This is a genomic window from Nostoc sp. S13, from assembly GCF_029379315.1.
In the GTDB taxonomy this organism is placed as follows: Bacteria; Cyanobacteriota; Cyanobacteriia; order Cyanobacteriales; family Nostocaceae; genus Nostoc.
The window spans coordinates 1-25474 of the sequence record NZ_JAQYWQ010000069.1 but is presented as its reverse complement, the minus strand read 5'-3'; the positions used below and the strand labels follow the sequence as shown (position 1 = coordinate 25474).

Annotated in this window: 25 protein-coding genes and 1 pseudogene; 19 read left to right on the top strand and 7 right to left on the bottom strand. The window is 40.6% G+C overall.

Annotation, left to right across the window (positions count from 1 at the left end):
- Window positions 1-784 precede the first annotated feature (784 nt).
- Window positions 785-949 carry a hypothetical protein gene (locus tag PUQ00_RS20215; RefSeq protein ID WP_300419975.1) on the bottom strand — a complete coding sequence of 55 codons (165 nt, stop codon included), beginning with the start codon at window positions 947-949 and terminating at the stop codon, window positions 785-787.
- Window positions 950-1651: 702 nt separating this feature from the next.
- Here PUQ00_RS20215 and PUQ00_RS20210 point away from each other — a divergent pair.
- The 11 genes from PUQ00_RS20210 (at window position 1652) to PUQ00_RS20160 (ending at window position 12859) form a co-directional block, all read left to right on the top strand.
- Window positions 1652-2269, top strand: a complete 618-nt coding sequence (locus PUQ00_RS20210) for a hypothetical protein (RefSeq protein WP_300419972.1) — start codon at window positions 1652-1654, stop codon at window positions 2267-2269.
- Between the two features lie 25 nt (window positions 2270-2294).
- Window positions 2295-2666 carry a hypothetical protein gene (locus PUQ00_RS20205; protein WP_300419969.1) on the top strand — a complete coding sequence of 124 codons (372 nt, stop codon included), beginning with the start codon at window positions 2295-2297 and terminating at the stop codon, window positions 2664-2666.
- Complete coding sequence (locus PUQ00_RS20200) at window positions 2620-5367, top strand: hypothetical protein (protein ID WP_300419967.1); 2748 nt, start codon at window positions 2620-2622, stop codon at window positions 5365-5367. The genes PUQ00_RS20205 and PUQ00_RS20200 overlap by 47 nt, the downstream gene beginning before the upstream one ends.
- 168 nt (window positions 5368-5535) lie before the next feature.
- Entirely contained in the window at window positions 5536-6342 is an 807-nt protein-coding gene (locus PUQ00_RS20195; RefSeq protein ID WP_335030169.1) for a hypothetical protein, read from the top strand.
- Window positions 6343-6521: 179 nt separating this feature from the next.
- A complete protein-coding gene (locus tag PUQ00_RS20190) occupies window positions 6522-7583 on the top strand; it encodes a hypothetical protein (RefSeq protein ID WP_300419963.1) in 1062 nt (353 codons plus the stop codon).
- Between the two features lie 235 nt (window positions 7584-7818).
- The gene (locus PUQ00_RS20185) at window positions 7819-8646 is read left to right on the top strand and encodes a hypothetical protein (protein ID WP_300419962.1); all 828 of its coding nucleotides are present in this window, start codon (window positions 7819-7821) and stop codon (window positions 8644-8646) included.
- 97 nt (window positions 8647-8743) lie between these two features.
- Window positions 8744-9448, top strand: a complete 705-nt coding sequence (locus PUQ00_RS20180; RefSeq protein WP_300419960.1) for a hypothetical protein — start codon at window positions 8744-8746, stop codon at window positions 9446-9448.
- Window positions 9445-11070 carry a TrbI/VirB10 family protein gene (locus PUQ00_RS20175; RefSeq protein WP_300419958.1) on the top strand — a complete coding sequence of 542 codons (1626 nt, stop codon included), beginning with the start codon at window positions 9445-9447 and terminating at the stop codon, window positions 11068-11070. Before PUQ00_RS20180 ends, PUQ00_RS20175 begins: the two co-directional genes overlap by 4 nt.
- A 124-nt stretch (window positions 11071-11194) precedes the next feature.
- Window positions 11195-11767 carry a hypothetical protein gene (locus tag PUQ00_RS20170; RefSeq protein ID WP_300419956.1) on the top strand — a complete coding sequence of 191 codons (573 nt, stop codon included), beginning with the start codon at window positions 11195-11197 and terminating at the stop codon, window positions 11765-11767.
- Window positions 11768-12292: 525 nt separating this feature from the next.
- Entirely contained in the window at window positions 12293-12532 is a 240-nt protein-coding gene (locus tag PUQ00_RS20165; RefSeq protein WP_300419954.1) for a hypothetical protein, read from the top strand.
- A gap of 63 nt (window positions 12533-12595) precedes the next feature.
- Window positions 12596-12859 carry a hypothetical protein gene (locus PUQ00_RS20160; RefSeq protein ID WP_300419952.1) on the top strand — a complete coding sequence of 88 codons (264 nt, stop codon included), beginning with the start codon at window positions 12596-12598 and terminating at the stop codon, window positions 12857-12859.
- A 50-nt stretch (window positions 12860-12909) separates the two neighbouring features.
- On the opposite strand, the gene plsY is transcribed toward PUQ00_RS20160, so the two are convergent.
- The 4 genes from plsY to PUQ00_RS20140 all read right to left on the bottom strand — a co-directional run bounded on the left by plsY (window position 12910) and on the right by PUQ00_RS20140 (window position 16427).
- Window positions 12910-13587 carry a glycerol-3-phosphate 1-O-acyltransferase PlsY gene (plsY, locus tag PUQ00_RS20155; RefSeq protein ID WP_300419950.1) on the bottom strand — a complete coding sequence of 226 codons (678 nt, stop codon included), beginning with the start codon at window positions 13585-13587 and terminating at the stop codon, window positions 12910-12912.
- 72 nt (window positions 13588-13659) lie between these two features.
- Window positions 13660-14934, bottom strand: coding sequence for a DUF3086 domain-containing protein (locus PUQ00_RS20150; protein ID WP_300419948.1), 1275 nt, complete (start codon window positions 14932-14934; stop codon window positions 13660-13662).
- A gap of 137 nt (window positions 14935-15071) precedes the next feature.
- Entirely contained in the window at window positions 15072-15458 is a 387-nt protein-coding gene (locus PUQ00_RS20145) for a DUF3119 family protein (protein WP_300419946.1), read from the bottom strand.
- A gap of 174 nt (window positions 15459-15632) precedes the next feature.
- Window positions 15633-16427, bottom strand: a complete 795-nt coding sequence (locus PUQ00_RS20140; RefSeq protein WP_300419943.1) for an MlaE family lipid ABC transporter permease subunit — start codon at window positions 16425-16427, stop codon at window positions 15633-15635.
- A 474-nt stretch (window positions 16428-16901) separates the two neighbouring features.
- Here PUQ00_RS20140 and PUQ00_RS20135 point away from each other — a divergent pair, with 474 nt between their 5' ends.
- The 6 genes and pseudogenes from PUQ00_RS20135 (at window position 16902) to PUQ00_RS20105 (ending at window position 21761) form a co-directional block, all read left to right on the top strand.
- Entirely contained in the window at window positions 16902-17198 is a 297-nt protein-coding gene (locus tag PUQ00_RS20135) for a hypothetical protein (protein WP_300419941.1), read from the top strand.
- 535 nt (window positions 17199-17733) lie between these two features.
- Window positions 17734-18555 (top strand): signal peptide peptidase SppA, encoded by an 822-nt coding sequence (sppA, locus tag PUQ00_RS20130; protein ID WP_300419939.1) that lies wholly within the window; start codon window positions 17734-17736, stop codon window positions 18553-18555.
- A 140-nt stretch (window positions 18556-18695) separates the two neighbouring features.
- Window positions 18696-19097: a chorismate mutase gene (gene aroH, locus PUQ00_RS20125; RefSeq protein ID WP_300419936.1), complete on the top strand. Its 402-nt coding sequence runs from the start codon at window positions 18696-18698 to the stop codon at window positions 19095-19097.
- A 98-nt stretch (window positions 19098-19195) separates the two neighbouring features.
- A pseudogene (locus PUQ00_RS32880) lies at window positions 19196-19714 on the top strand (DUF6756 family protein).
- Window positions 19715-19785: 71 nt separating this feature from the next.
- Window positions 19786-20337: an opioid growth factor receptor-related protein gene (locus PUQ00_RS20110; protein WP_300419930.1), complete on the top strand. Its 552-nt coding sequence runs from the start codon at window positions 19786-19788 to the stop codon at window positions 20335-20337.
- A 608-nt stretch (window positions 20338-20945) separates the two neighbouring features.
- Window positions 20946-21761, top strand: coding sequence for a SirB1 family protein (locus tag PUQ00_RS20105; protein ID WP_300419927.1), 816 nt, complete (start codon window positions 20946-20948; stop codon window positions 21759-21761).
- A gap of 91 nt (window positions 21762-21852) precedes the next feature.
- Here the strand turns inward: PUQ00_RS20105 and PUQ00_RS20100 are convergent, their stop codons facing one another.
- Both PUQ00_RS20100 and PUQ00_RS20095 read right to left on the bottom strand, forming a co-directional pair.
- Complete coding sequence (locus tag PUQ00_RS20100) at window positions 21853-22443, bottom strand: DVUA0089 family protein (RefSeq protein WP_300419924.1); 591 nt, start codon at window positions 22441-22443, stop codon at window positions 21853-21855.
- A gap of 406 nt (window positions 22444-22849) precedes the next feature.
- Window positions 22850-23293 carry an SRPBCC family protein gene (locus tag PUQ00_RS20095; protein WP_300419922.1) on the bottom strand — a complete coding sequence of 148 codons (444 nt, stop codon included), beginning with the start codon at window positions 23291-23293 and terminating at the stop codon, window positions 22850-22852.
- On the opposite strand from PUQ00_RS20095, the gene PUQ00_RS20090 reads away from it, so the two are divergent.
- On the top strand, window positions 23275-23445 hold the full coding sequence (locus PUQ00_RS20090; protein WP_300419919.1) for a hypothetical protein: 171 nt from the start codon (window positions 23275-23277) through the stop codon (window positions 23443-23445). The genes PUQ00_RS20095 and PUQ00_RS20090 overlap by 19 nt on opposite strands.
- 102 nt (window positions 23446-23547) lie before the next feature.
- The gene (locus PUQ00_RS20085) at window positions 23548-25200 is read left to right on the top strand and encodes a mechanosensitive ion channel (protein ID WP_300419917.1); all 1653 of its coding nucleotides are present in this window, start codon (window positions 23548-23550) and stop codon (window positions 25198-25200) included.
- Window positions 25201-25474 lie beyond the last annotated feature (274 nt).

The following is a 25474-nucleotide window of genomic DNA, read 5'->3' as shown; positions in this document are numbered from 1 at the left end:
TGGCGATTATAAACAACCTTCTATAAGCACAATAAATTGGCATTAAAAAGGTTATTAATAAATCGATAGTTTGCACAAAAATATGAAGCATATAGAGCAAAGCAAAGGCAAAGCTTTAAAGTGCATCAAGCTATTGCTAGTCCACCCTATTACTTACATGATTATTTGCTACTTAAAAGCTCTACATTTCTCAAGTAAGTTTGGATAAATAAACATTCAGTAGCTTTAGGTTAAGGGAGTAATTACTAGGTACTATGAATCATGTCTCAATTACCATTTTCACTCTCTTATTCCGTTTTAAAAAGCCATGTTTAACATTACCTACTTACTTATTTGAGATAACAATCTTATCTGAATTATGAAAATCACTTTCTTTAATTTAGACGCGTAGCAGCTTCACACAAGCTACCGCTAAGGTGCAAAATAAAGAAAGTCAAAATTTCACAAATCTTTTCGGACTGCTATAGCTAATAGCTGTTAAAAGTTGCTAACGAAATCAACAGTATAAGGTTAAGGTAAAGCTCAAGTCATGATTACATTATGAAATGATTAAAAAACTTAAATATATTTCTGGAATATAAAGGTGTTTTAAAAGTAGTTTTTGTAGCACTTCTTTATTAATCTCTCCAGAGAAAAATCTAAAACTTTCGCTTATGCCTTATAATACGAAACTTTGTTTATTAAACTTTTTTAGAGATTTTAATAAGTATATTAAATTGGTATTAGGCAGTTTACAAATTAATCAGTGTGTGTATCAACGAAAACAGGTTGTTTCAGTATTTTATTAGTTGCGTAGGCGTAGCCCAACCCAGCGAAAAGTCCAGCCAGTGCATTCCTGTCGCCTTGCGTCGGAATCTTCTGGCGTAGAGCAGCGGTTTTGTCGTTGGCGCAGCCCGCCGCAGGCATCTGTTAGCGAGTATCGAGCGTCCACAGTTGGGTCACTTTTCAAGACAGGTATCGCAAAAAAATAGCTGAAAAATCTAGCTATAATACGAGAAAGCTATAGTGCGTATTTAGTGTTTTCTGTCAACGCGTAAAGTATGGTATTTTTTTTGACAATTAACTAATTTTTAAATATTCAGAATATTTAGGCAAAACGAGAAAGCATGGTATATTTCATGCTATAGACGGTAGACTGATTAACGCGTATGTGAATTGTAGTGCTAATATAATCTCCGAAAGTATTCCCAAAGTCCTTTGCTGATGGGATAGTGTAGCCACTGCGTTGCAAACTTGCTCAATGTTGTAGGAATATATATATGTAGTAATTTGTAGTATGGAAGGTAAGGATAACATTTAAAATGTTTTCTATAGAACTTTGTAACTATGCTCCCAAGTATTGTCCGGCGTTTCTAGCGGATTCTCCAACCTCTAATTGAGGCAAAAGCGCTGGGATAGAAAAAGTTTAGGAGGACTATAACAGTTCTGGTTTAAAGCTCGAAACCTAGTTTCTCATGCCACGCATACTTATCCTTTTAAACTGAATTTAATATTTTATTAACTTAGCTTGAGAAAAGTTTATATAGAATGTAAGACTTTACTGCAAACTTCATAATTTCATTAAAAATGAATGTTCAATCATGTTAAATTGTAAATAGCTGTAAAATTTTAGACAACCAATACTCATAGTACACCATAGGAAAATTAGCAAATGTCTAGACAAAGTTCTCACGAGAGAAACTTTTTCAAAGCTTTAACTGGTAGTGCAGTCAAAATATCTCATAAGTTAAGACTGGGACTGAAATCCGGCCTGATTATTCTGGTTGAATCTGTACCTTTTTTGATTGCTTGTGCTGTACTTGTAAGCGTTATTAGCCTAAAAAGTCCTATCCTGCTCTTTTGTTTACTAGTTGGTAGTTTAATTGTAGTCATCACCCAGCAAATTGGGGAGCAGGTGAATTTACCAAAGCGATCGCTAATATTATTACAAATTTTAGCAACAGCGATCATTCTGAGTTTATATTGGTTAGACTGTTTTGCAGCCCCCGCACAAGCACAGTTTTTTGGGGAAGCTGAAAAGTTTTTCAAAAGAAACTTAGGTGGTGCAGCAACAGCTGGTGGTGGTAGTGAGACAGCAATAAGTTTGATATTTAATGTGTTGCGGGCGATTTACTTACTCTATATTGCAATTTCTCTAGTTGGTGTGATTAACGCAGTGCGTAAAGATGAGGATTGGCAAAGTATTGCCAGAACTCCCCTATTAGTCGTTGTTGCTGTTACCATTGCTGATGTACTCACACGCTTTGTAATTGGCCCACAAGGGCAGTAAATAATTCAGATATTTCATATTTCAAATGTCTCAAGAGCGGGAACAAGATTTTCGTCCAGTCAATCAGGTTCTAGGAAGCCAACCCTCACTAGGGCCAATCCCTGCCGATCAAATTCTTCCTTGGACAGTAATTGCCTTAGCATCCTACTTTATTATCAATGGAATTTTTGGTGGGATATTCCAAGAAGAATTTCAAAAGTGGTTGTGGACAATACTAATGACAGGTTGGGGAATTGGAACTTGGTGGATCTTAACTGGTGGTAGGAGTTGGAGCTTTTTAAGTAAATTTATTGGCGTTCCCGCTTGGACAAGAGGCTTTGCTCGTTATCAAAGCTTACTCGAAGTTAACCATGAAGCAAAAAATCGGAAAACAAAGCGTCAGCGTCGCCGGAAATGAAGGTAGATTAACACCATTTGAAGATGCCTTACACTTGGCGACAATGCTACGTGTCGCAATGAATGGACGTGATATTGGCGCTTACCTTTTGACAAAAGGCACTCAAAGAGATCGGTTTTGTTTTGTTTTTGGTTTTGACTGTAAGGGAATTCATACCACTTTAAGAGCCGAACAAATCGATACACTCTTTAATAACATTGAAGCCGGATTGAAAGACATTCCTAGCGGTGAAAGGATGACACTGCATTTGGGATCTTTTAGTTCAGATAAAGAGCGCCAAAAAGAATTAGTATCGCTAATCAGAAATGCGCCATCACGAGATATCAAATATTTGTTGATGGCAGAAAGAGCCAGAGTCAAAGAATTGACTCTTTCTGGTATTCGTAAGCCGAAATTTTTGCGGATTTATGTCACTTACACCATTGAATCCAACTCCAGACATGCAGATGATTGGATAGAAAAACTTTTAGTTAGAGCTGAATCATGGTGGTTAAAATTCAAGGGGGATCTCTCAGAAGTAGAACACCAACGCATTGAAACGCTAGTAACAAATGCTTACAAGCAGGGTTTTCTACGCTGGGAACAAATTTTATCTAACCAAATGGGATTGGATGTCAAGCCTTTGAAAGCTGATGAACTCTGGGAGGGCATCTGGAAAAGGTTTAATGATACGCAGCCAATAATGATTCCCCAGTTGATGACTTTAGATGAACAAGGACTACACGAGGAAGTTAATTCAGATTTAGCTAGTACTAAATTGCTTCTAGACAATATCCACGGCACCACTTTGCTGATGGAGTCTAGCGTACCTTGTGCCGATCGCCGTTGGGTTAATGTTAACAATCGTTATATTGGCGCACTGTCATTTCTGGAAAAACCCGGAGGTTGGCCAAATAAATCTACTCAACTGCGATATTTATGGGAACTGTTGGCCAGAGAAACAGTAGTAGATACAGAGATTTTTTGTGAGTTGACTGCGGCAAATCCGGCATTGGTGAAAACTACTTTGCAACGAGTCTTGAAGCAGTCAAACATGACAACAATCATGGCTCAAGAAAAAAGTAAAACTATTGATGTCAACGCTCAATTAAAGCTGAAGAAATCGGTAGCAGCACAAGAACAATTATTTGAAGGTGCAGTCCCGATTTATACGAGTATTGTTATTTTGGTACATCGTCCAACTGTCGATAAATTAGATGAGGCAACAAGATATATTGAAAACTGTTTTCAACGTCCAGCAAAATTAATTAGGGAAACTGAGTACGCCTGGAAAATTTGGCTGCAAACTCTACCAATAGTTTGGGAAGGTTTGTTAGCGACACCTTTCAATCGTCGCCAGCTATATTTAACCAGTGAAGTTCCGGGATTAATGCCTTTAGTTTTAACTAAACAGGGTGATAGACAAGGCTTTGAGTTGATTGCCGAAGAAGGCGGAACACCCGTACATTTAGATTTGTTTAATCAACACAAAAATTTAGCTTTGTTTGCGACAACTCGTGCTGGTAAATCGGTGTTGGTATCAGGGATTTTAACTCAGGCTTTGGCGCATGGTATTCCGGTTGTGGCGTTAGATTTCCCTAAACCTGATGGTACATCTACTTTCACTGACTATACAGAGTTCATGGGGGCTAATGGAGCGTACTTTGATATCTCCAAACAATCGAATAACTTATTTGAACAGCCAGACTTACGATCGCTAGAACCAGAACAACAGCGCGATCGCTTTAATGATTATACCGCCTTCCTAGAATCAGCTTTGATGACAATGGTTTTAGGATCATCCACTGAAAGTCAAATTTTATCGCAAACCGTGCGATCGCTCCTCAACTTAGCATTAGAAGCCTTCTTTGCTGATGAGGGCATAAAAGAGCGATATCGACAGGCGATGGCGGGAGGATTTGGCACTCAGGCTTGGCAGAAAACCCCTACCTTAAAAGATTTTCTGTTTTTCTGTTCATCAGAACACTTGCAGCTAAGTACTTTAACTGGCAGAGTAGAAGACGCCCTTAGTCAAATTCAGCTGCGCTTGCGGTTTTGGCTTTCTAGTCGGGTAGGACAAGCCATTTCTGCACCATCTAGCTTTCCTACTGATGCCCAACTTTTAGTTTTTGCTCTCAGAAACTTATCAGATAGTGAAGATGCAGCCGTACTATCTCTGAGTGCCTATTCAGCAGCATTACGACGCGCATTAGGTAGTCCAGCTTCTATATTCTTCATTGACGAAGCACCAATTCTATTTGAATTCGAGCAAATTTCTGACTTAGTTGGCAGAGTTTGTGCAAACGGCGCTAAAGCCGGGATCAGAGTTATCTTATCAGGACAAGATCCTGATACAATTGCCAAATCTAAAGCTGCATCTAAGATTTTGCAAAACTTGACAACACGATTGATTGGACGCATTCAGCCGGTTGCAGTCGATAGTTTTGCAGATATCTTAAAATATCCCCGCAACATTATTTCTCGTAATGCTTCAGAAAGTTTCTTTCCCCGCAAAGAAGGCGTTTATAGTCAATGGCTGTTAGATGATAACGGTATTTATACATTCTGTCGTTATTATCCAGGTTATGAACAATTGGCAGCAGTTGCTAACAACCCTGCTGAACAAACTGCACGTAGTAAAATGATGCAACTTCATAGCGATAAATATGAAGCAATTTCTGCATTTGCACGTCAGTTAGTGGCTACTCTGCGTAGTAGTTAATTGGGTTCTGTAAGCAGTTAACAGTGATTGAAAAAGTTATAAATCATAGTTAAAAAGCTAAACTTCTGACTTGCTACTTATATATCGTCTACTTTTTTCAGGCACAAATGTATGCGAAAAACTACCATTTTTACTTTTACATTGCTATCCCTGGCAATCCTACCAGCAATGGCACAAGTTGAACTGGGATCGGGGTTAGGCGAGGTTTGGACTAATTTTAAATTATATTCCACAGATATGGGAAAATACTTTCAAAATAATCTCAGCGAAAACTTAAAGCCTTTAGAAACACAGAGTCGAAATGCTCTTGATAGTGCCAATGGAAATACAGAATTGAAGATACCTAACCCCGTCGATGCGGGACAAAATGTTCGTGATAGCATTATCAACGAATCTTATCGTTCAGAATCGAAAGCAAGCCGCTTTGAAAATAATGCAGCAGTACGGGCAAATGGAGTTAGTAATGAAATCAATCGTTTTATTACCCGTGGAGCAGCGGAAGCTATTCTTGGTAAAGATGGACAAAATCGGACACAAGTAAAGTTAGAAAATACTGAGAATACATTAAAAGATATTGACGCAATTAGCGATACAACGGGGACACAGAAGGACCTATATATGAGCAAATTTGCCAGATTAGGACAAAATGTAACTAATTTGGCTAAGGATCAGATTTCTGGTTTATCAAATATAGCAGAATTACTAAGTGATAATCAATCTGAAACTATTAAGATTCAACGCGCACAATCAGCAATTATAGGTGAAACATTTGCTCAGACAATACAAACGAATCAGTCTTTACAATATTCTAATTTAAATTTAGCAAATATTTCTCAGCAGGCAGAAGAGGCAAATCGCGCTCGGAGAGTAGATACATCTACAGAAGCGGCGCGACTTTTACGAGCTACTTCTCAACTAGATTTGTTTGGCAGAGAAAAAGTTGGGAAAGAGGATTTTAGGATTAAAAAACTATAATTATCAATATAAAAATCAATTTTTAAAATCCTTAAACTTCTTACAAACCAACACTAAGTCTAAAAAACAGTTTGGTAGGGTGCGTTAGCGACAGCGTAACGCATGGAAAGCTTCCGAGATGGTGCCTTAGGTTCCTAACGCACCCTACGAAATCTAAAAAAACAGCCCATCAACTCAAAATGCAACTTGCTATTCAACTAATTTTTGCCCAAGTAGGCCGTCAAGTAGGCATTGATAACGTTCTCAATAATGGCGCAGTAACTTCCCAAAGTATTGCCGAAGGTTGGAATAAACAATGGCTGGATTTATTACAAAATAATACCAGTAACAACTTGTATGGAGCGCTGACAAATCTGGGTATTTTTTTTGCGGTAGGAACCCTGTTATTTTTTATGATACAATTCCTCAAAGACTTAATATCCTACGAATATAGTCGTCCAATATCAGCTTTAATCTGGCCTTTTGTGGTGGTGATCCTCTTAAGTAATTCAGGGAAGGGAAGTATCCTTTCTAATCTGACACTGGGATTGCGGGGTTTTTTAAACACTGTGAATCAGCAAGTATTGGTAACAGCAGATGCGAATAAAATGTATCAGCAAGCACTGAATATGAGTATTGCAGAAGAAGTAACTGGTTCTTTTCTGCGTCCTTGCCAATCGCTAACTGGCACTCAACAAAGTCAATGCTTTGTCAGCGCTGCCGAGAAAATCAACATTCTCTTGCAGAAATATAGAAATACATACGGAGTTCAAATTTGGATAAATAAACTACAAACTAAAGTAGATGATATTAGATATGACAAAGGCTTTGTATCAGAAACATCATTTAATTCTTTATTAGGTTCTACAGTCCAAACAAGCATCAAAAACTTTTTAGTTTCCTTGCAATATGCTTTTCAGAATCTGATAGAAGCTACTATGTTGCTGATAGCACTTTTAGGGCCAATAGCTGTAGGTGGGTCTTTACTGCCTGTAGCTGGTAAACCAATTTTTGCATGGCTGACCGGATTTTTATCTATTGGAATCGCCAAGATTTCATTCAATATTATTGCTGTGCTGACTGCCGCAGTTATTGTAAATGGGCCAGGTCAAAATCCTACTGCTGATCCAGACTTAATGTGGTTCATAATTTTTCTGGGAATTTTAGCACCAATCTTATCACTACTTGTGGCTGCTGCTGGCGGTTTTGCAGTCTTCAGTGGGATCAGTAATACAGCTTCTTTAGTAAGGGAGAGGATATAGGAAATTAAAAATTAAAAATTAAAAATTAAATTTTTATAAGTGTCGTAACTGCTGAATTATATGCAAATCGTAATTAATATAAGACTCTATTACAAAAGTTCCTAGCACCCTACCCCCAACCCTTCGCCGCTTGCAGGGAGGGGAGACAAAGCCTAGCTTTGGCTCTTTGGGGTTCTTATTTTTGATTTACGCAAGAGGTCTATTAGCTGAAGTTTTTTGCAGAAGAGGTGAGTAAATGGTGCGTTTACTGGAAAAAAGACAAAGAACGACGACAAGTGTTTTGACAATTTTTGCGATCGCAACTTTCAGTTTACATATATTAGTTTTATTTTTATTCTTATTACAAGGGCTAAATATTCGCCAACTCAGTCTGAGAAAAGCTCCTAATTTTGTGCAATTAATAGACGGGAAACCAGTAGCTAATATTGATGATTTAGCAAGAGATCCAGAAGCAATTCGCCAATTCGTCAGCAAAACGATGATATCAATGTTTAGCTGGTCTGGAACCTTACCACCACAAAATATCGAAGATCTCGCAAACCCCAAACCAGATTTAGGAGTTCTTATTCAAACACCGCAAGGGAGTAGCCAAAAAGTTAGTACCAGCAGTTGGATAGCTAGTTTTGCCTTATCTGAAGACTTTCGCAAAGGTTTCTTAACCACAGTTGCAGAAATGACACCGGCAGAAGTTTTCTCTGAAAATCCCAGCCTAATTATGACATCACAATTAGTTATTAAACGGGTTTATCCGCCAAAACAAATTGCACCAGGTAAGTGGCGAGTAGGTATGGTAGCCGATTTAATTCAAAAAAACCGAGTTGGTGGTGCAAAACTCATAACTCCTTTTAACAAAGATTTACTTGTACGTACAGCTGATTATTTTGGTAATCCCCAAGGCGACAATGGCACAGACCTGCAAAAAGCAATTTATAGTGTTCGCGCTGATAGATTAGAAATTTATGAAATTCGTAACTTATGTTTGTTAGATCGCAACAACAGCCTTAACGACGATAAATTTACACAATGCGGGGCTGGACAAACATCTGATAGCTTTATCAGATGAGTAGGGAATCAGCCTTTTCAAGTTGAAGGCTTTTTTAAAAAATCAAATAGTAGTCCTATAGATTTCTAATTCACTAATTCAGTTTATATAACTATTAATGCAATTACTCAAACCAGAAAATAGGAAAAATAGCCCATTGCCACTGTTAGCAGTCGGAACATTTGGGTTACATGTATTTACCTTGCTTTTACTACTATTTCACGGGTCTATGTTACAGCAGTTAGGTCGTCAACTCACACCTCAAAGTATAGTGCAACTTGTTGATGGTCGCACTATAACCGTAGACCCAGAACCAAATTTAGAGCGCCAGCCAGAGGCTATTCGGCGGTTTGTGGGTGAAACTATGAGCTTAATGCTTACCTGGTCAGATCAACAGCCGCCACCGCAAGTCTGGGAAATTACCTCCCAACTGGTAGCTGATAATTTTAAACAAAAACTTAAATCAGAACTTACAAATTTAAATCCAGATAGCCAATTTGAAAATGTTAATAGAGGAGCAGAGAATGTATTAGTAATCCAAAAAATCTCTCAACCTACACAAATAGGTGATGGAAAGTGGAAAGTGGAGATGTTTGCTAATCAATTAGTTTTTAGCGGTTATGATCGGTTGGGAAAATCAATTTCCTTTAATAAACAAATATTAGTTAGAGCAATAGATGAACAGGCAACTACCCTACCAAATGCAGCACTACCATTGCACTTCGCAGCTTACCGCCTTGGTGAAGCCAGACTAGAAATTTATAATGTATGTGATATCAAAGATAAAAATTGTTCTGGAAATCCCAATCAAGCTTTACCATGACTAAATACTCAATTCCGGCAGAAACACCTGCTCAAAATGGATTTACTCTAACCACCGACGATCACCAACAAGATGTAGAATCTTTTAATTGGGAATCGCGGATGTCAAGGTTAGTCGGCTTTGAAGAAGAATCTTCTTCTCCTGATACCCAAGGATTAGAAGACTCTGCAACGCTACAAGAGTCGCTTTCTCAACCACAAGATGTTCAGACTAAGCAACCCCTCTCATCTAATCCATTTGCAAAGTTAGGCTTGGTAGGAGCCGCCACTTTTGCGATCGTTTTGGTGGGTGGTGTGTTTTTGTCGCAGTTGATGAGTAGCAGTCCTAAGCCAAAAAATATTGTTCCTCCACAAGTGCGTGAGCAGCCAACTGATGAATCTAGCTCTCAACAACTAGCAGGCGAAGTAGATACTCTGAAAACGAAATTAGCCCTGACTGAACAAGCAGAGATGGTGAAAGCCGCCCAACAACAGCTCAGAACTGCCAAATCAACGCCGACAGTAGTCTTAAAAGCACAACCGTCACTATCTTCCAGAGGTACAGAAAGAGTGATCCCAACACCCCCACCAACAGCTTACGTACCTCCGACAGTAACAGTTGAGCGCATCGTTAAAGTACCTGCTTCTCAACCTTTGCCATCACCCCAACTACCAGTTGTGACACCAAACACCCAACCTCAAACTGTAGTTAATATAACTCCACCATCTCCACCCAGCCCACTTGAAGAGTGGAGAAGGTTAGCAAAGTTAGGTAGCTACGGTCAAGTAAATGCTACCGATCAACCTAATAACATCGCAGCTGCTCCTGAACCTGCAAACAATTCGCAGCCGCAGCAAAAGACACCACAACCAGAAACTCCTGCTCCGGCAGTGAGCCAAGCGCAACCCCTCGGACAAAAATCTTTAGCAATAGGGACTAGTGCTAAAGCTGTGTTAGCAACAGCGATATTTGGGGAAACTACTACTAAGTCAGGCGGTGGTGATGAGGCAGGCGAAGGGAAAAACGTATTTGTGATCAAATCGCAAGAAGCACTAAAATCTAAGGATGGTACTACCGTTATACCTGCAAACACCGAATTTATAGCTGAAATTAGTTCCATTAACGAACAAGGTCTTATGCAGATGAACGTAACTAAACTTATCTCGCAAAATAATGGCAACTCTAGCGAACAAAGCTTACCCAACAATGCAATTATGATTCGCGGTACCCAAGGTAAACCTTTAATAGCAAGTAAATATCCCAATCAAAGTTCGTCCATAGCATCAATGGATGCAGGACTATTCGTTTTGGGAGGTCTTGGTAAAGCGGCAGAGTTAGTAAATCGCCCTGATACCAAAGTTCTGCCTTTATATGGCGGTAACATCGACTCTAACGGCAATCCCGAGAACGCCACCAATAACACCAACGGCACCAACGGCAACGCCTACATTAGTGGTTATACTACTATCACTGAGAACAGACGCAACCTTTTAGCTGGGGTTGCAGAAGGTGGTTTCAACTCTGTAGTACCCCAAATTGCCCAACGTAATCAACAGGCGATCGCCCAAATGTCACAACCAAATAATATTTGGTTTTTGAAAGCTGGCACAAATGTTGAACTATACGTTAATCAACCAATCTAGTTTTAGGAGATAGGAATTATACCAATTTTAGCTTTTGGATTGAGTAATGGTAATTGGTAATTAGTTTTATTTCTATCTTTCCCATATTCTCCTGTTCTATCTACCAATTTTCCCATTTGCAACCATGAAAAATAATCCTAACTTGTCAGGAAATACCCCAGGTAATCCTTATTTCCTACCTATAGCTTCCTTAATTTTCTCGGTTGCTATGTTCTTGTTGGTAGGCCGCGCTGGTGCTAATAACGCTGTTTTGCGTTCCATATTTTCCTGTCAAGCACAGGGTTTAGGGGGAGCAATACCTACGATCGACGTTTGGTATCAACAGGGAACAAACTTAAGCTTTATTCCGGCTGGAGAAGTAATTAAAAAAGTTTGGTTAAACGATCCATCAGAGGTAACTATAGACTTTGATGGCCCAGTATGTATGCAGTTTGGTCAAAACTCTAATAGTGGTGCAGGAGATTGTAAAAACTCCTCAGCAAATGTAATTCAACTCAGACGAATTCAAAAACTGAATATTCCTGGGCTTCCTCCCACTAGCAATACACTTTTAACAGTTGTTACCGAAGGACAAGGTAGAAATAGGTTGTATACTTTTCGAGTGATATATAAAACATATAACCCTGAATATCACACTTTAGCAGTTTTTGCCGATCCTTCTGGTCAAGAAGGAGCTTGTGCTAAAATTTCACAATAAATTTCTAGCAAAAGTACCCGATAGCGAAGACAACTGAAATTTTCCTCTACAAAAACCACTGAAGCCTACGTATGTCTACATTGTGGCTTTTCAAAAGCTTTGCTCTAATATCAAGTCTGGGTAATTAGTGATGATGCCCACAGGTATAGTACCCCACCCCCAGCCCCTCCCTGCGTGCGGGGCTAACAGGGTGGTTTCATACGAAAAAATAAAAATACATAAGTCTTGATTTCTCGTTTGAGAGTCATAAAATAAAGGTAATCAAGCGGACATGATGTAATTCCCTCTTTAGAAAAAGGGTTAGAGAGGATCTAAGTCTTTGGACAGTTTTTTTTCTCTATAGAGCAAGGTTAAGCTAAGGCGTAGGCATTGCTGTATTTCAATCAATTGAAAAACGCCAAAATTTAACCCTATTGGCTTACTCAGGCATTTTAAACCGATATCTTTATAAATCTTCAGATAAAAACTAACCATAAATTTTAAATTCGTGTAAATATAAAGAAAAGCTTAAGAGGTTACAGACTCATGGTCAGTGCCAAAATGATGCAACAGCTCTGGGCTGTAATCGAGTCTACCCAGGTCAGCACCCTGCTCCAGTTTGACGATGCTGCTTTAGTACAATTGCTCCTTCAGCAGTTAAAAGTTAAGCAGGGGATTGATGCTCAGGCAGATAGTATCCTTGATACTTATATAAAATCTAAACTGCCCCTGATTCGCGATACAGCCGAAAGTCGATTATCCTTTGGGCAAGGCGGCAATCATTAGTACGAGACATCAAATGATTGCTCATTGCCAAGTATACGCTCAGAGTTCAAACAGTTGAATATTATGAATCACTGGCTAGTAATTGCCCTGGTAGCTTATCTAATTGGAGCAGCGATTGAAGGGGTGAGTACTGCCAGTCAGCTATCTCATTCAGTGCCAGAACTAGCTAAAAGTACACAAGCTGATCCTTCAGAGTCTGCAACTGGGACTAGTTCGAGTTGGCGTGTTGTTGCCGCCATCGCCTCAGTAAGTATCTGTGGAGCTTTTTTGTGGCCTTGCCGTCTTTTCCACCGCTTAATTAAAGGCAATGTTCATTCCCAACCCTAGCTCCGGCTGAAGTATCGGGGCTAAAAATATATCTATTTGCGGTTGACCAATTATGCAGTTTGTTCTGGTGTCGCTACATTTTGGCCAATTTTTGGCTCCGTTCCCGCAACCAGTCGTTCAATATTAGTGCGATGGCGCAAAATCACATATAGTCCACCCGCAATCCCAAACAGAATATAGGGTAACGGTTGATGCAAAAGTACCATAAAAATGGAAACTGCGATCGCACCTGCAATTGAACTCAAAGAAACAATCCGCGATATCGCCACAACGACAGCAAACACACCTGCTGTTGCTAAACCCACCTGCCAACTCATTGCTAACAAAATCCCTAAACTGATAGCAACAGATTTACCACCAGTAAAGCCCAAAAAAATTGATTTACTATGTCCCAGGATGGCAGCTAACCCAGCTAAAGTTACTACCCACGGTTGCCACAGTTGTGCATCTATCCTTCGAGGGATATAATTTTGAATCTGGGCAAAATTGAACAACCAATAAACCAGAGCGATCGCTAATACTCCCTTTAAGGAATCAAGTACTAAAACCAATGCTCCTGGCCCTTTCCCCAAGGTTCTTAGTACATTAGTTGCGCCAGTGGAACCGGAACCAATTTCCCGAATATCAATACCTTTTAACAGCTTCACAGCAATGTACCCAGTGGGAAAAGAACCCAATAGGTAAGCTATGACCACAATTGCGCCGCACAGAGTTAACCAAATAGCCATAATAAACAATTTAAAATTCAAAATTTAAAAAAGTCAAGAGGTATTACTCTTGACCAATGACTAATGACTCATTTAAAAGTCATCATCATAGTTTCTCACTATTTTGGGGTCAGGAGCAAAGGCTAACCACAGAGGAAATTGCAGCAGTGACAAACTGATTTGTTCTTCTGAATCATCAATGATAATTAAGGGCAGTTGATTGGCTTTCGTCAATCGGTCTGCTTTCTGAGCGACAGCATCAGATGCCTCAAATAATACCACACCTCGGTCTGGGCCAAAATCTGGGCGACCGATTCCCAGACAGTCTTGTAACCCGCGCCGCCATTCACCTAATCGCTCCGGTGTATTAGCTAAGACTAAAGTACGGACGCGATCGCCATACAGCTTGTGTAATATCGAAATTGCGGCTGAGGCAATGAGAATATTCTGTAAGCGGCTACCCATTGTCCGCAAACCACCCCGTCCCCCTTGGGTAAAAAACCAGTTGGAAACTCGTTCAGCGTGGACTGGTTCAAAGGTACGGCGTAGTTGCCATGCCGGCCCGTAGTAATCTGGTTTATTACGGTATTGGTCAATTAGGCGGCGAATTTGCTTTGTAGTATCTTGAAACTGCTGTTGGGCAAATTGCGGTATTCCAGGTTGGGGTTCAACTGGTTTAACTTCTTTTACAGATGATTTTTCTCGTTCCACCACACTTGGTGTCAGTTGCAACTGTTCAGCAGTAGAGGCCAAATCCTGTAAGCTACCCGTGAGATAGTCTTTAAAACCCTGTACCCGAATTGCCAAATCTTGAGATGTACCGGCAAAAGTGGTTCGCATCTCGTTGCGGATACGTTCTTGACGGCGTTCTAGTTGTTCTACAGAAATTTGCAGGGTTTGTTTGCGTTGTTCTAACTGCACCAGCGACTCTTGCACGAGTCGTAAGAGTGAAGTTTGAGTTTCACTCACTTGTGCTTGAAGGTTTTTGTAAAAAGCTTGCAGCTTGGCTATTTCTGACTTGATATCTGCTTGGGCGCTCTGCAACTCTGCCACTCGCTGCTCTGCTTCTGCATATAATGAATGATTTCCTGCTTCTATTTCTGACCCCAGTGCGACATTTTCCGCTTCTAACTGCGCTACAAACTCACCATTTGAATTTTCTGTTAGCTCTACTGTAGAATCTACCACTTCTGCATTGGAGATGAGTGGCTCAAAAGTTGTGTAGTCTTCTGACGAGCTAATGGCTCCTGCTTCTACCACTGACTCAACAGATGGATTTACTGGATGTTCAACTGCATTGTTCTCTTCTTGTTTTTCTGCCAACCGCTCATCAATTGGTTCTGGGGTTTGAGATGCCTCTGGGTTCATAAACAATAGTGTAATTCCGATGACGCGAATAAATAGCTTTCAGAAATATTACAATTGACCTGCCATAAAAGTCCTGAGTCATCAGTGCTGAGTTATGAGTTTAAAGCAAAACGACTCAGCACTGATCACACTCAGTACTAAATACGTGGACAACGTTGTTCTAAGCAAGTTTTCAAGGTGTTAGAGTCAAATAAAATCGGCAAAAAGTGAATACTTTTAATTTCTTTAAAGTAAAACAGGATAGGGACTCCATTCCAAAATATCCGCCAGTTTTGCCATTCCTGATAGGGAAAGCGTCGAATCAATTTTTCGCCTCTGTAAATATCTAAGTCGGTGGCCGTAAATTGTAAACGCAGCGTTAACGCCTGAAACATAAGAAACAAACCAAACAGTGTGAAAATCAAGCCTACCCACGGTTGTACCAACAGTAGTGGAATAGCGGCAATCACCAACACTATAGGTATATTGTAACTAGGCTTGAGTTCCACAGTTGATGTGGAGTTAGAAGCAAATGAACTGGTCACAATCTTAAATCCTGCTTTATTTAGTAGGCATCTCTCCTATTTTAGGAGTCAGGAGTTAGGAGTCAGGAGTTAGGAGTCAGGAGTTAGGAGTTAGGAGTTAAGAGTTATGAGTTAGAACTCCTCACTCTTAACCGGAGGCGGAGCGTCTCCGGCTTTGCTCCTAACTTATCAGTTTTATAAGCCTAGGAATGCACTGCCAGTCCCCTGAAACATTAACCAAGAAAGAAAGAAATTGCTCACAAATATAATCAGCAAGGCAGTCACAACCGCAGTTGTGGTTGACTGTCCTACACCTTTGGCTCCTCCTGTTGTCGTTAACCCCCAACTGCAACCAATTACAGCGATTAAAATGCCAAAGCAACACGCCTTAATCATGGCGCTAAAAATATCCCAGATACCAAGAAAGTTACGGGCTGAGTCTATAAATACCGTATCAGACAGGTTGTAGATATTTGTCGCAATTATGAATCCCCCGAACATCCCTGTTACCAAAGACAGGAGGGTTAAAATTGGTAGCATTAAACAGCAAGCAAGGACACGGGGGATAACAAGGTAATCGATTGGATCTGTTCTTAACATCAACATCGCATCGATTTGTTCAGAGACCCGCATGGTACCGATTTCTGCTGCAAAGGCAGAACCGACTCGCCCGGCCAAAACCACTGCTGTCAACACGGGAGAGAGTTCTCGTGTCAACGCTAGCGAAAGCACTCCGCCGATAATGTTTCCTGCACCAAAGTTGATAAATTCCCGTGCCACCTGAATGGTAAACACCGCGCCGACGAAAATAGCCGTCAACAGGGAAATAAAGAGGGAATCTGGCCCAACTGCTGCCATTTGTTCTAAGGTGTTGCGCCGATGGATTTTGCCTCTCAATAGGTGAACTAGCACTTGCCCACCCAGAAAAATCGCCGCCAGCAATCGCTGACTCCATTCTCCTAAACTGGATTTGGATGTAGTCTGGTTCAATGTTCTGTAGCTAACTCGGTAACTGCCTTAAGAATAGCGGAAGTCAACCCCTTCGGGGAATTCAAAATTCAAAATTCATGCATTACAATCTCTCCATAAATAAATTTACTTGCTCTGTATCCTTTTATGTTTTGGTCATAGCGAACGACGAATGGGGCAATTGGTTATTTCCCCCCAACGGCACTAAACGTTAACTTAGATTAAAGATGCTCTCAGAAAATGAAGCTGTTATTAAAAGTGCTGCAAACCAATAAATAGCTGCTAACCTTGGCTTTAACCTATATTTTGCAAGGGTTTTGTTGATTTAAGTCATTTTTTCTATCCCCAGCATGTGCTGTAACTGGTAGCCGTTTATTTTAATGAAAACTTAAGATTTTTGACATATTCTCTGCTCAGGAGCGATCGCACGTATTGTAGAAAATGACAAACCGCTATCGGCCTATTGTCATCTCTACTCACGGAGTTTGTCTTCAAATGACTATTTTCACCAACTTTCTCCGCTCCCTACTACTGACGATCATTTTTAGTTTTGTCGCTCCCATGTTCCTAGTTGGTGGCGGATTGCTCCTTCTATCCCTCATCGGTAACATCCCTGGCTTACAAGAGTTAACTGAAGCGATCGCTACTCAGATTATGCATTTTCTCGCCACCTTTGGCAGTGGAACTCCCTTACGGGGACTATTTGTAATTAGCTTGACCTGTACTTTCGTCGGGGCACTGTTTGACATGTACGTTTATTATAGGTATCAAATATTACGAATTGATTCCTAAATAGTAGAAATAGCTTCGTCAGGTGCTGATGGGCTGTACAAGAGAGGAAAAAGTGATATTTCCAAAAGTGAAAGTACTACTTGTCTTAACCTAGATAGGGATTAGTGTTGCTGAATGAATTTTTATTCATTAAATTGAGTAACGAAATTATTGATTAAATACTTATTATTTATTAGTTATTAATTACTGACTACTATTAGTTCAGGTGTGCGGCCGTAGCAAATTAATTCTCAAAAAGTTAAAAAGATAGAATCTCAAGGGTTTTGGAATTTTTAGGCAAAAAAGCTCAAATATTCTGTACTAAATTATCACATTGAACGCTAAACTAGAGTTTAGCATTTTGTGTTAGCTGCAATCTTTAAGGACTTGATTAGCACTCATTGAGAATATTAAATAAAACTCACTGCAAAATATAAAAATTTCCTTAAAATCGTAATAAGCAGAATGCCTGCTCATGTTTCTTAACAGAGCAAAACAGGTCATCTGACCTCTGGGCATCTTATATTGAGTTTATTACGAGGTATGTTGACAGCTCATGATTTGGCCGTTTAAGCCCAAGTTTAGAAAACAAATTGCGCGGATTGAAATTACTGGTGCGATCGCTGGTGCTACTCGCAAACGCGTCCTAGAAGCCCTGAAAACTGTAGAGGAAAAAAAGTTTCCGGCATTATTGCTACGTATCGATAGTCCTGGCGGTACAGTCGGAGATTCTCAAGAAATCTACAGCGCCCTAAAGCGTTTGCGCGAAAAAATTAAAATCGTCGCTAGCTTTGGCAATATTTCGGCTTCTGGAGGAGTCTACATCGGCATGGGAGCCGAACACATCGTCGCCAATCCAGGTACAATTACGGGTAGTATTGGTGTGATTCTGCGTGGGAATAACTTGGAACGCTTGCTAGAAAAAATCGGTGTTTCCTTCATGGTAATTAAGTCTGGCCCTTATAAAGACATTTTGGCTTTTGACCGGGAACTGACTCAACCAGAAGCAAACATCCTACAAGAGTTGATTGACACAAGTTATCAGCAGTTTGTTCAAACGGTAGCTGATGGCCGTTCTTTAGCAGTAGAAACGGTGAAAAGTTTCGCCGATGGTCGGATTTTTACTGGACAGCAAGCCTTACAGTTGGGTGTTGTAGACCGCCTGGGTACAGAAGAAGATGCCCGCCGTTGGACAGCAGAACTGGTCGGACTTGATCCAGAAAAAACTCTCTGCTATACCCTAGAAGAACGTAAACCCTTATTGAGTCGCTTTCTACCAGGGAGTCGTCAGTTTTCATCAGGAATTGGTGCTGGTATTGATTGGCTGGAATTTGAAATGTCTACCAGTGGTTTACCGTTGTGGTTATATCGACCCTAATATGAGTTAGGAGTTAGGAGAGACGCGATTAATCGCGTCTGTCTGTACAGGAGTTATGAGTTAAAATTCTTAACTTCTCGTTCTTAACTCCTAACTCCTAACTTTTCTGTTTTAAGGAGGATTTTGGCGTGGAGTGGCAAATGCGGGCTATTCGCGGAGCAACAACCGTTTCAGAAAATACCGTTGAGGCAATGCGAGAGATGGTGACAGAACTACTAGATGAATTAGAAAACCGGAATCAATTCCAGCCGAGGGACATGATTAGTGTGACTTTCTCAGTGACACGCGATTTGGATGCTATTTTTCCAGCTGCGATCGCTAGAGCGCGTCCTGGTTGGGATAATGTGGCCATGTTGGATGTGCAGCAAATGCACGTCGAAGGTAGCTTAGAACGCTGCATTCGGTTCCTAATCCACACCTATCTGCCAGCCTCCGCCTCAATTCATCATATTTATTTACGCAACGCCGCTAACTTGCGTCCCGACTGGAGTTTGCCTCAGCCTTTACAAACATCACAGTCAGCAGTTAAGTCAAAAGTGTAAAATACTCAGATTAATAAATAAAAGCAAACCGCTAAGAACGCCAAGGAAAAGAATCGTCATCATTTATAGAGAATTGGTATTAGAGCAATGTAAGTTTTATGACTCAACGCTTAGATTTCAGAGTAGATATTGAAGAAGCCATAAAAACGCTAAACCTTTCTTCCAATAATTTCAGGTTAGTTAGCCTTCATGAATACGAAGAGATATTGGTGTCAATTCTTGAGCGATTCACAACCTTGGGTAAAAAAGGACTAAATTATTCCTGGTGGAGTTCTTTCAAAAAACCGTCTTGCTCAATTCATCTCGAATATGCACCTGACATTTTGAAAGAACTTGTACCTTTAGAAGAGACAGTATGATTTGTGACTGAAGACTGGAAAAGAACTAAACAGCATGGTAATTTCTGGCTCTATGAGGGTGGGATCGCGGTAATTGCCGACCTAATAGGAGAAATATATGGGTTTGAATATTACATAGTCTCGAAAAAGCTTGAGTGGCTACTAGGTGAAGATCATAACGGGGTATTGATTGGTGTTGGGCAGTCTATGACTGAAAAGATAGAATACTTAAAATCAAATCGTAAAAACGTCAAACAGGTTCACCTTGATACTTTTTAAATAACTTCTAAGGTCATTGGTTAGGCGATCGCGCCCAAAATCAAGATGTCGAGTTGTGAAGGGAGTTTGCAATGAATCATCAAAAACAACTCAGTGCAATGCTTGTTCCGTTCTACTTAGGGGAGCAACGAGATTCAGAAGGTCGCACAATTCAAGAGATGTGGACTTGGGATTTTGAAGAATTGGAGTGTGTCCATAATTACATTCAGTGGTTGTTCCCTTTACCTGAGCGAAGTGCATTCAATCGTGATGCACCCATTGTTGATGAGAAAGTAATTCAAGCATTTCAAAGCAACCCACACCTACGTCAAAATTTACTGCGTTCCTTCACAGTCATGCTTAAATTTTATGGGTTGCAACGCCACGAGAGTAATGATGGAAAAATAATTGTTAGCCACTCAGAAGACTATCCGAATCGTAAAGCCGAATGGGTCTGTATATCTGACCACAATTATCTTCGGATCACCCGTATATTAAAGTGCTTAATGACATTTGGATTGGAGAATGAAGCCCTAGCATTTTATGAATGCTTGCGGCAAATCTACCGTGAGGATGGCGATCGGATTGGAAGTGAAACATTTCAGTATTGGACAATTGCAGTCAAACCCAATGCGAAAATATAACAATCTCCTTGGATGTCGAGAGGGTTGGCTTGATTTCTGCCTTAATTTTTTGATCCATTGCAGCACCAAAGTCTGCGAGCGTCTCGCGGCGATCGCAGATATAAGCACTAGTGAAAATGACTAAAGTTTTGAACTTAGCTTTTGTTTTCTAGTTATTTAAGCAGGTTACTAAAAGTGTTTTCCTCACTTGCCTATTTACTTAGATTACTGGCAAATTTATTTAGCGTCGAGAGTATTTACGCGTATTCACATAAGAAATACATTCAAAATTAGATTAAATAGCAGCCAAAACCTAGATTTAAGGCGACTTATATACACAATATAAAGTAAATAATTGATTAAACCTTTGTAAAATTAAATTGTTGCTTTCAGATAGCTTGATCAACGTGATAATGTTTAAGTATGGCTATGTAAGCAGAATCTACACTTAAGAACATTGTAGTAACACACTGTTATGATACCTACCGATGAAAACCATAGTGGTTAAAAACAAACTACATTTTCAAATCTTCTGAATATCTCTAATATAAAAATAGGTACAAAAAACTGTTTTCAGTTCAGCCAAGCCGCTCTCGCTTCATCCTCACACTTCCACCGAACAACAGCCTATGAATTTCTCGTCAGCACGACAATATTTTTACCAGGAGATTCAGCAGTCTGACGAATACATTGACCTAGCAAAAGCAGCTTTGTATATTGCACTAGAAGAATATCCCAACCTAGACCCAGAAGAATACCTCAATGCTCTCGATACAATGGCACAGGAACTTCAAGAGCGCCTGCCTTCTTCACGATATCCTTTGCGGATAGTTCAATGTATTAATCAATATCTTTACGATGATTTAAAGTTTTCTGGTAATAAAACTGACTATTACAACCCGCGTAACAGCTTTTTCAATGATGTAATTGACCGCCGATTGGGGATTCCCATTACCTTAGCACTGATTTACCTGGAGGTCGCCCGACGGATTGATTTTCCGATGGTGGGTGTGGGGATGCCAGGACATTTCCTAATCCGCCCGGATGTTCCAGACATAGAGATTTTCGTCGATGCTTTCAATGGTGGTGAAATAATATTTGCTCAAGATTGCGAAGAACGGCTGTCTCAACTTTATCAGCAACCTGTGATGCTACAAGCAGAATTTTTAGCCGTAGTCAGTCATCGGCAATTTTTAGCACGGATGCTGACAAATTTAAAATTTATTTATATCAAACAACAAAATTTAGAAAAAACGCTAGGAGCGGTTGAACGAATTTTATTACTGTTTCCTAATTTAACCTTAGAATTGCGCGATCGCGGTTTGATTTATTATAAACTCGGTTACTACCCCCTAGCTGTAGACGACTTACAAAATTATTTAGCAAAAGTTCCTGATGCCGAAGATGCATCTCTGATTCGGCAGTTACTTGACTTTTTTGGGTAAGAATGGTTGAATCAAAAATGCTGTGTCAGCACCATATTGACACAGCAGTAGTTAGTTAAATTAAACGGCTGAAATAAAAATTGATGCTTGCTTATGCCTTAACTGCGGCTTGTTGTTTACGCTTGCCAACAGAGGTAATGCCGAAAGCACCTAAGCCTAAGATACCAATGAGAGAAGCGGGTTCAGGAACAGAAGCAGTCTTCTTGTTTAAGGTGATAGAGTAATTGCCAGAAGAATAACCAGGAGCAATATCACCATAACTAGAAGCAGATAGGGCAAAGTTGGCGAAGGATGATATTCCCAACAAGTACTCACCGGTATCCAAAAACTCATTGAGAGTGGATTGCTTCGTACCCTTAGAATCGTCGTTGAAAGCAATTAGCGTACCTGACGAATCAAACAGTTCTAATATAGTATCGAAGGATGCACCATCGACTGTCGTAGCTTTGAATCGCCCACTATCCCAAAAGAAAGAAAAGAGGTCAGCACCGTTCTTAGAAGAGATAGTTCCTTTGATGACATTAATGCCACCAGGAAGACTTTGGGCGGTTTTTAAAGTTTTACCTGCATCGCCCACTTCATTATAAGTCTTAGCTTGTGCGGTTCCTGCTGCTCCCAGTCCAATAACTGCTGCTCCCACTGTAGTCAGTGATAATTTTGTCAAAATATTTACAGTAGCCATTCTGTTATTTACCCTAGAAACGAATCTTTTTGTCTGCTTTCAACGCTTTGATACTAATATGTATCTCTAAAGGCTGAAAACATTTTGACCTACTTTATAGAAAATTCACTGATAAATAAAGCTACTAATTTGGGGAACAGAACGTAAAAACACGCAATTTAAAAGGCTTGTAACCTCATCTACAGAGGTTAGAGCCTGTGTTTATACTTAAGGTAATGATGAAGCCCTATTCTCAAGCACTTGTTGAGAATGAATTCTAAGAGTTATAGCAAAAGTCTTGTGAAGAAGACAGTAGGAATACTGCCTCCTATATCTGTTGTTAAAAAGGATTTCAGTCCCTTTTTAACGAATTGGACTATTGCACATGAACCAAAGTTCATACCTAGTTAAAAGACCAATGATCGAATTATTTTTGTTCTTCTGCGACTCGTTTGAGGCGGCGCAGTTGGGCTTGCATATCTTCTTTTGTCCAAGATGCAGCAAAAGTGTTGAAACCCCAACTCACTAAGGGGTTAGGGATATCGTACTCGAAACGGTTAAGTAGGCAGGTTCCTTTTTCTGTTGGCTGACATTCCCAGCGATCGCGCCCTTGAAAAAATCCCTTAAATTCCCAGACTACCAAACCCGGTTCTCGTTGCACAACTACGCTGTTCAATGTGGGTTTTAGTAGAGGAATTTGAATGATAAAACGACTTTGACTGCCGACATCGGTGCTCCAAGCTTCGCCTACAGGTTCGCAACGGAGGACAGGGTTGAGCCAACGGTGCATCAGAGCTAAATCGCTAATACAGCGCTCCACCACCGTAGCTGTAGCATTAATTTGAATGGATTGTGATAAAACTTGCGACATTCCACATCTTTGGTGCTGTTGCTGCAATTAGAGTAACGCAAAATTCTGGGGAGTGGGGAGTGGCAGGAGCAGGGGGAGCAGGAGAAGAAAGAATACCCAATGCCCAATGCCCAAAGATTAAATCAAATATAAGTAACAAAGTCAAAAATTAGTCTTGATATCAATACCATAGATGTATGTTTTTACTGGTAAATTGATAGGCAAAACACTGACTCAGTGTTTGCGGCGAATACTTAAGCATAATTCCGAAAACGATGAACACAACTTGGCAAGGAATAACCCAGGTGATAGGAGTTGCTTTGTCCACAAGGGTGCAACAATTTTTGGCACAATCGCCCAGCCTGCAACCGGTGCAACCAGCAGTGAATCAAGGAATCGCTGATGTGCGAGGTATTGTTCAACAGTTGATTCTATTTACACCTCGTCTGCTGGGGGCAGTGGCAATTTTGTTTTTCGGTTGGCTAATTGCATTGGGCGCAGCGGCGCTGACGCGAGGAATCCTCAATCGCACAAACATCGATAACCGCATTGCCGCAGGAGTAACGGGTCGTCAAGATGTTCCCCAAGTGGAGAAATTAATCTCCAGCTTAGTCTTTTGGAGCATTATCCTGTTGACGGCAGTAGCTGTTTTACAGGCATTGGATCTGGAGGTAGCCTCTCGACCCCTGAATAATTTTCTCGATCAACTTATTGGCTTTTTGCCCAAGTTAGTTGGTGCGGGAATCCTTTTGGGAACCGCCTGGTTTTTGGCAACCATTGTGAAGATTATCACTGTGCGCTCACTACAGGCATTTAATCTGGATGAGCGTTTGAATCCAGAACCAGAAAACAGCGCACCCAGCCTGAATCAGCTGTCTCTGAGTGAGACGATTGGCAATGCTCTGTATTGGTTTATATTTTTACTGTTTCTCGCGCCAGTTTTGGATACTCTCGGACTCAGGCAGGCTCTACAACCAGTACAAGCTCTAATTACAGAGGTTCTGCTAATTCTGCCGAACATTTTAGCGGCGGCGTTAATTGCTGTAGTTGGCTGGTTCATAGCTAATGTGGTACGGCGGATTGTGACAAACTTGCTGGCGACAACTGGTATCGACCATTTAGGTAGTCGGTTAGGATTATCAGCGACTGCGGGGGTGCAACCTCTATCGAGTATTATCGGCACAATTGTCTATGTTTTGATTTTGATTCCTGTGGCGATCGCAACGCTGAATGCCTTGCGAATTGATGCGATATCAGTACCGGCGATCGCTATGCTGCAACAGATTCTCAACGCCCTCCCTGCCATCTTCACAGCCGTGGCAATTTTGATAGTTGCCTATTTCATCGGGCGATTTGTAGCGGATTTGGTTACAAGTATCCTCACCAATTTAGGCTTTAATAATATTTTCACTATTTTGGGTCTGACAACACCCAGCAGACGAATCATAATTTCAACACAACCAACAGTTGAACCAACTCCAACCCGCACGCCATCGGAAATTGTAGGTATTGTTGCCTTAGTGGGTATCATGTTGTTTGCAACGGTGGCGGCGGTGAATATCTTGAATATTCCAGCCCTGACAGCATTAGTGTCTGGTATTGTGATCATATTCGGGCGGATTTTGGCAGGATTGGTGATCTTTGCCATTGGCTTATTCCTAGCAAATCTGGCTTTTAACATCATTACTAGTTCCGGCGAACGCCAAGCCCAGATTTTAGGTCAAATAGCGCGGATTGCCATCATTGGTTTAGTCTCTGCAATGGCACTGCAACAGATTGGAGTTGCCAGTGATATTGTGAATTTAGCCTTTGGACTTTTACTAGGTGCGATCGCTGTTGCTATTGCCCTAGCTTTTGGCCTTGGGGGGCGCGATATTGCACGAGAGCAGGTTCAAGAATGGTTAAACTCTTTCAAAGGTAGAAACTAAAAGTTGATCAAGGCGCAATTTCGTTTGTAAAGAAAGGAAAGTGCAGCCCTAAGCATCAATAGTGGAGAAAATCTATCAGCAATTTTGCCTAACAGGTTGAAAGTTAGAGTTTAGAAGCTCGGAGTTTGAGTATAGAACTTGGCATTTCTAGTTCCGAAGCTCAAGTTCCGAGTTTTAAGCTTGAAAAAATTAAATTATTGAAGAAGAATTCAGAAGTCAGAATTCAGGAGTCAGAATCAAGACGCTCTCTGCGAGACGCTGCGCGAACGCGGAC

Bases quoted from the DNA above. Each gene is read 5' to 3' on its own strand.
- PUQ00_RS20210 (WP_300419972.1), top strand. From the start codon at position 1,652: ATGTCTAGACAAAGTTCTCACGAGAGAAACTTTTTCAAAGCTTTAACT.
- PUQ00_RS20205 (WP_300419969.1), top strand. From the start codon at position 2,295: ATGTCTCAAGAGCGGGAACAAGATTTTCGTCCAGTCAATCAGGTTCTA.
- PUQ00_RS20200 (WP_300419967.1), top strand. From the start codon at position 2,620: ATGAAGCAAAAAATCGGAAAACAAAGCGTCAGCGTCGCCGGAAATGAA.
- PUQ00_RS20195 (WP_335030169.1), top strand. From the start codon at position 5,536: ATGGCACAAGTTGAACTGGGATCGGGGTTAGGCGAGGTTTGGACTAAT.
- PUQ00_RS20190 (WP_300419963.1), top strand. From the start codon at position 6,522: ATGCAACTTGCTATTCAACTAATTTTTGCCCAAGTAGGCCGTCAAGTA.
- PUQ00_RS20185 (WP_300419962.1), top strand. From the start codon at position 7,819: ATGGTGCGTTTACTGGAAAAAAGACAAAGAACGACGACAAGTGTTTTG.
- PUQ00_RS20180 (WP_300419960.1), top strand. From the start codon at position 8,744: ATGCAATTACTCAAACCAGAAAATAGGAAAAATAGCCCATTGCCACTG.
- PUQ00_RS20175 (WP_300419958.1), top strand. From the start codon at position 9,445: ATGACTAAATACTCAATTCCGGCAGAAACACCTGCTCAAAATGGATTT.
- PUQ00_RS20170 (WP_300419956.1), top strand. From the start codon at position 11,195: ATGAAAAATAATCCTAACTTGTCAGGAAATACCCCAGGTAATCCTTAT.
- PUQ00_RS20165 (WP_300419954.1), top strand. From the start codon at position 12,293: ATGGTCAGTGCCAAAATGATGCAACAGCTCTGGGCTGTAATCGAGTCT.
- PUQ00_RS20160 (WP_300419952.1), top strand. From the start codon at position 12,596: ATGAATCACTGGCTAGTAATTGCCCTGGTAGCTTATCTAATTGGAGCA.
- plsY (WP_300419950.1), bottom strand. From the start codon at position 13,587: ATGGCTATTTGGTTAACTCTGTGCGGCGCAATTGTGGTCATAGCTTAC.
- PUQ00_RS20150 (WP_300419948.1), bottom strand. From the start codon at position 14,934: ATGAACCCAGAGGCATCTCAAACCCCAGAACCAATTGATGAGCGGTTG.
- PUQ00_RS20135 (WP_300419941.1), top strand. From the start codon at position 16,902: ATGACTATTTTCACCAACTTTCTCCGCTCCCTACTACTGACGATCATT.
- sppA (WP_300419939.1), top strand. From the start codon at position 17,734: ATGATTTGGCCGTTTAAGCCCAAGTTTAGAAAACAAATTGCGCGGATT.
- aroH (WP_300419936.1), top strand. From the start codon at position 18,696: ATGCGGGCTATTCGCGGAGCAACAACCGTTTCAGAAAATACCGTTGAG.
- PUQ00_RS20110 (WP_300419930.1), top strand. From the start codon at position 19,786: ATGAATCATCAAAAACAACTCAGTGCAATGCTTGTTCCGTTCTACTTA.
- PUQ00_RS20105 (WP_300419927.1), top strand. From the start codon at position 20,946: ATGAATTTCTCGTCAGCACGACAATATTTTTACCAGGAGATTCAGCAG.
- PUQ00_RS20100 (WP_300419924.1), bottom strand. From the start codon at position 22,443: ATGGCTACTGTAAATATTTTGACAAAATTATCACTGACTACAGTGGGA.
- PUQ00_RS20095 (WP_300419922.1), bottom strand. From the start codon at position 23,293: ATGTCGCAAGTTTTATCACAATCCATTCAAATTAATGCTACAGCTACG.
- PUQ00_RS20085 (WP_300419917.1), top strand. From the start codon at position 23,548: ATGAACACAACTTGGCAAGGAATAACCCAGGTGATAGGAGTTGCTTTG.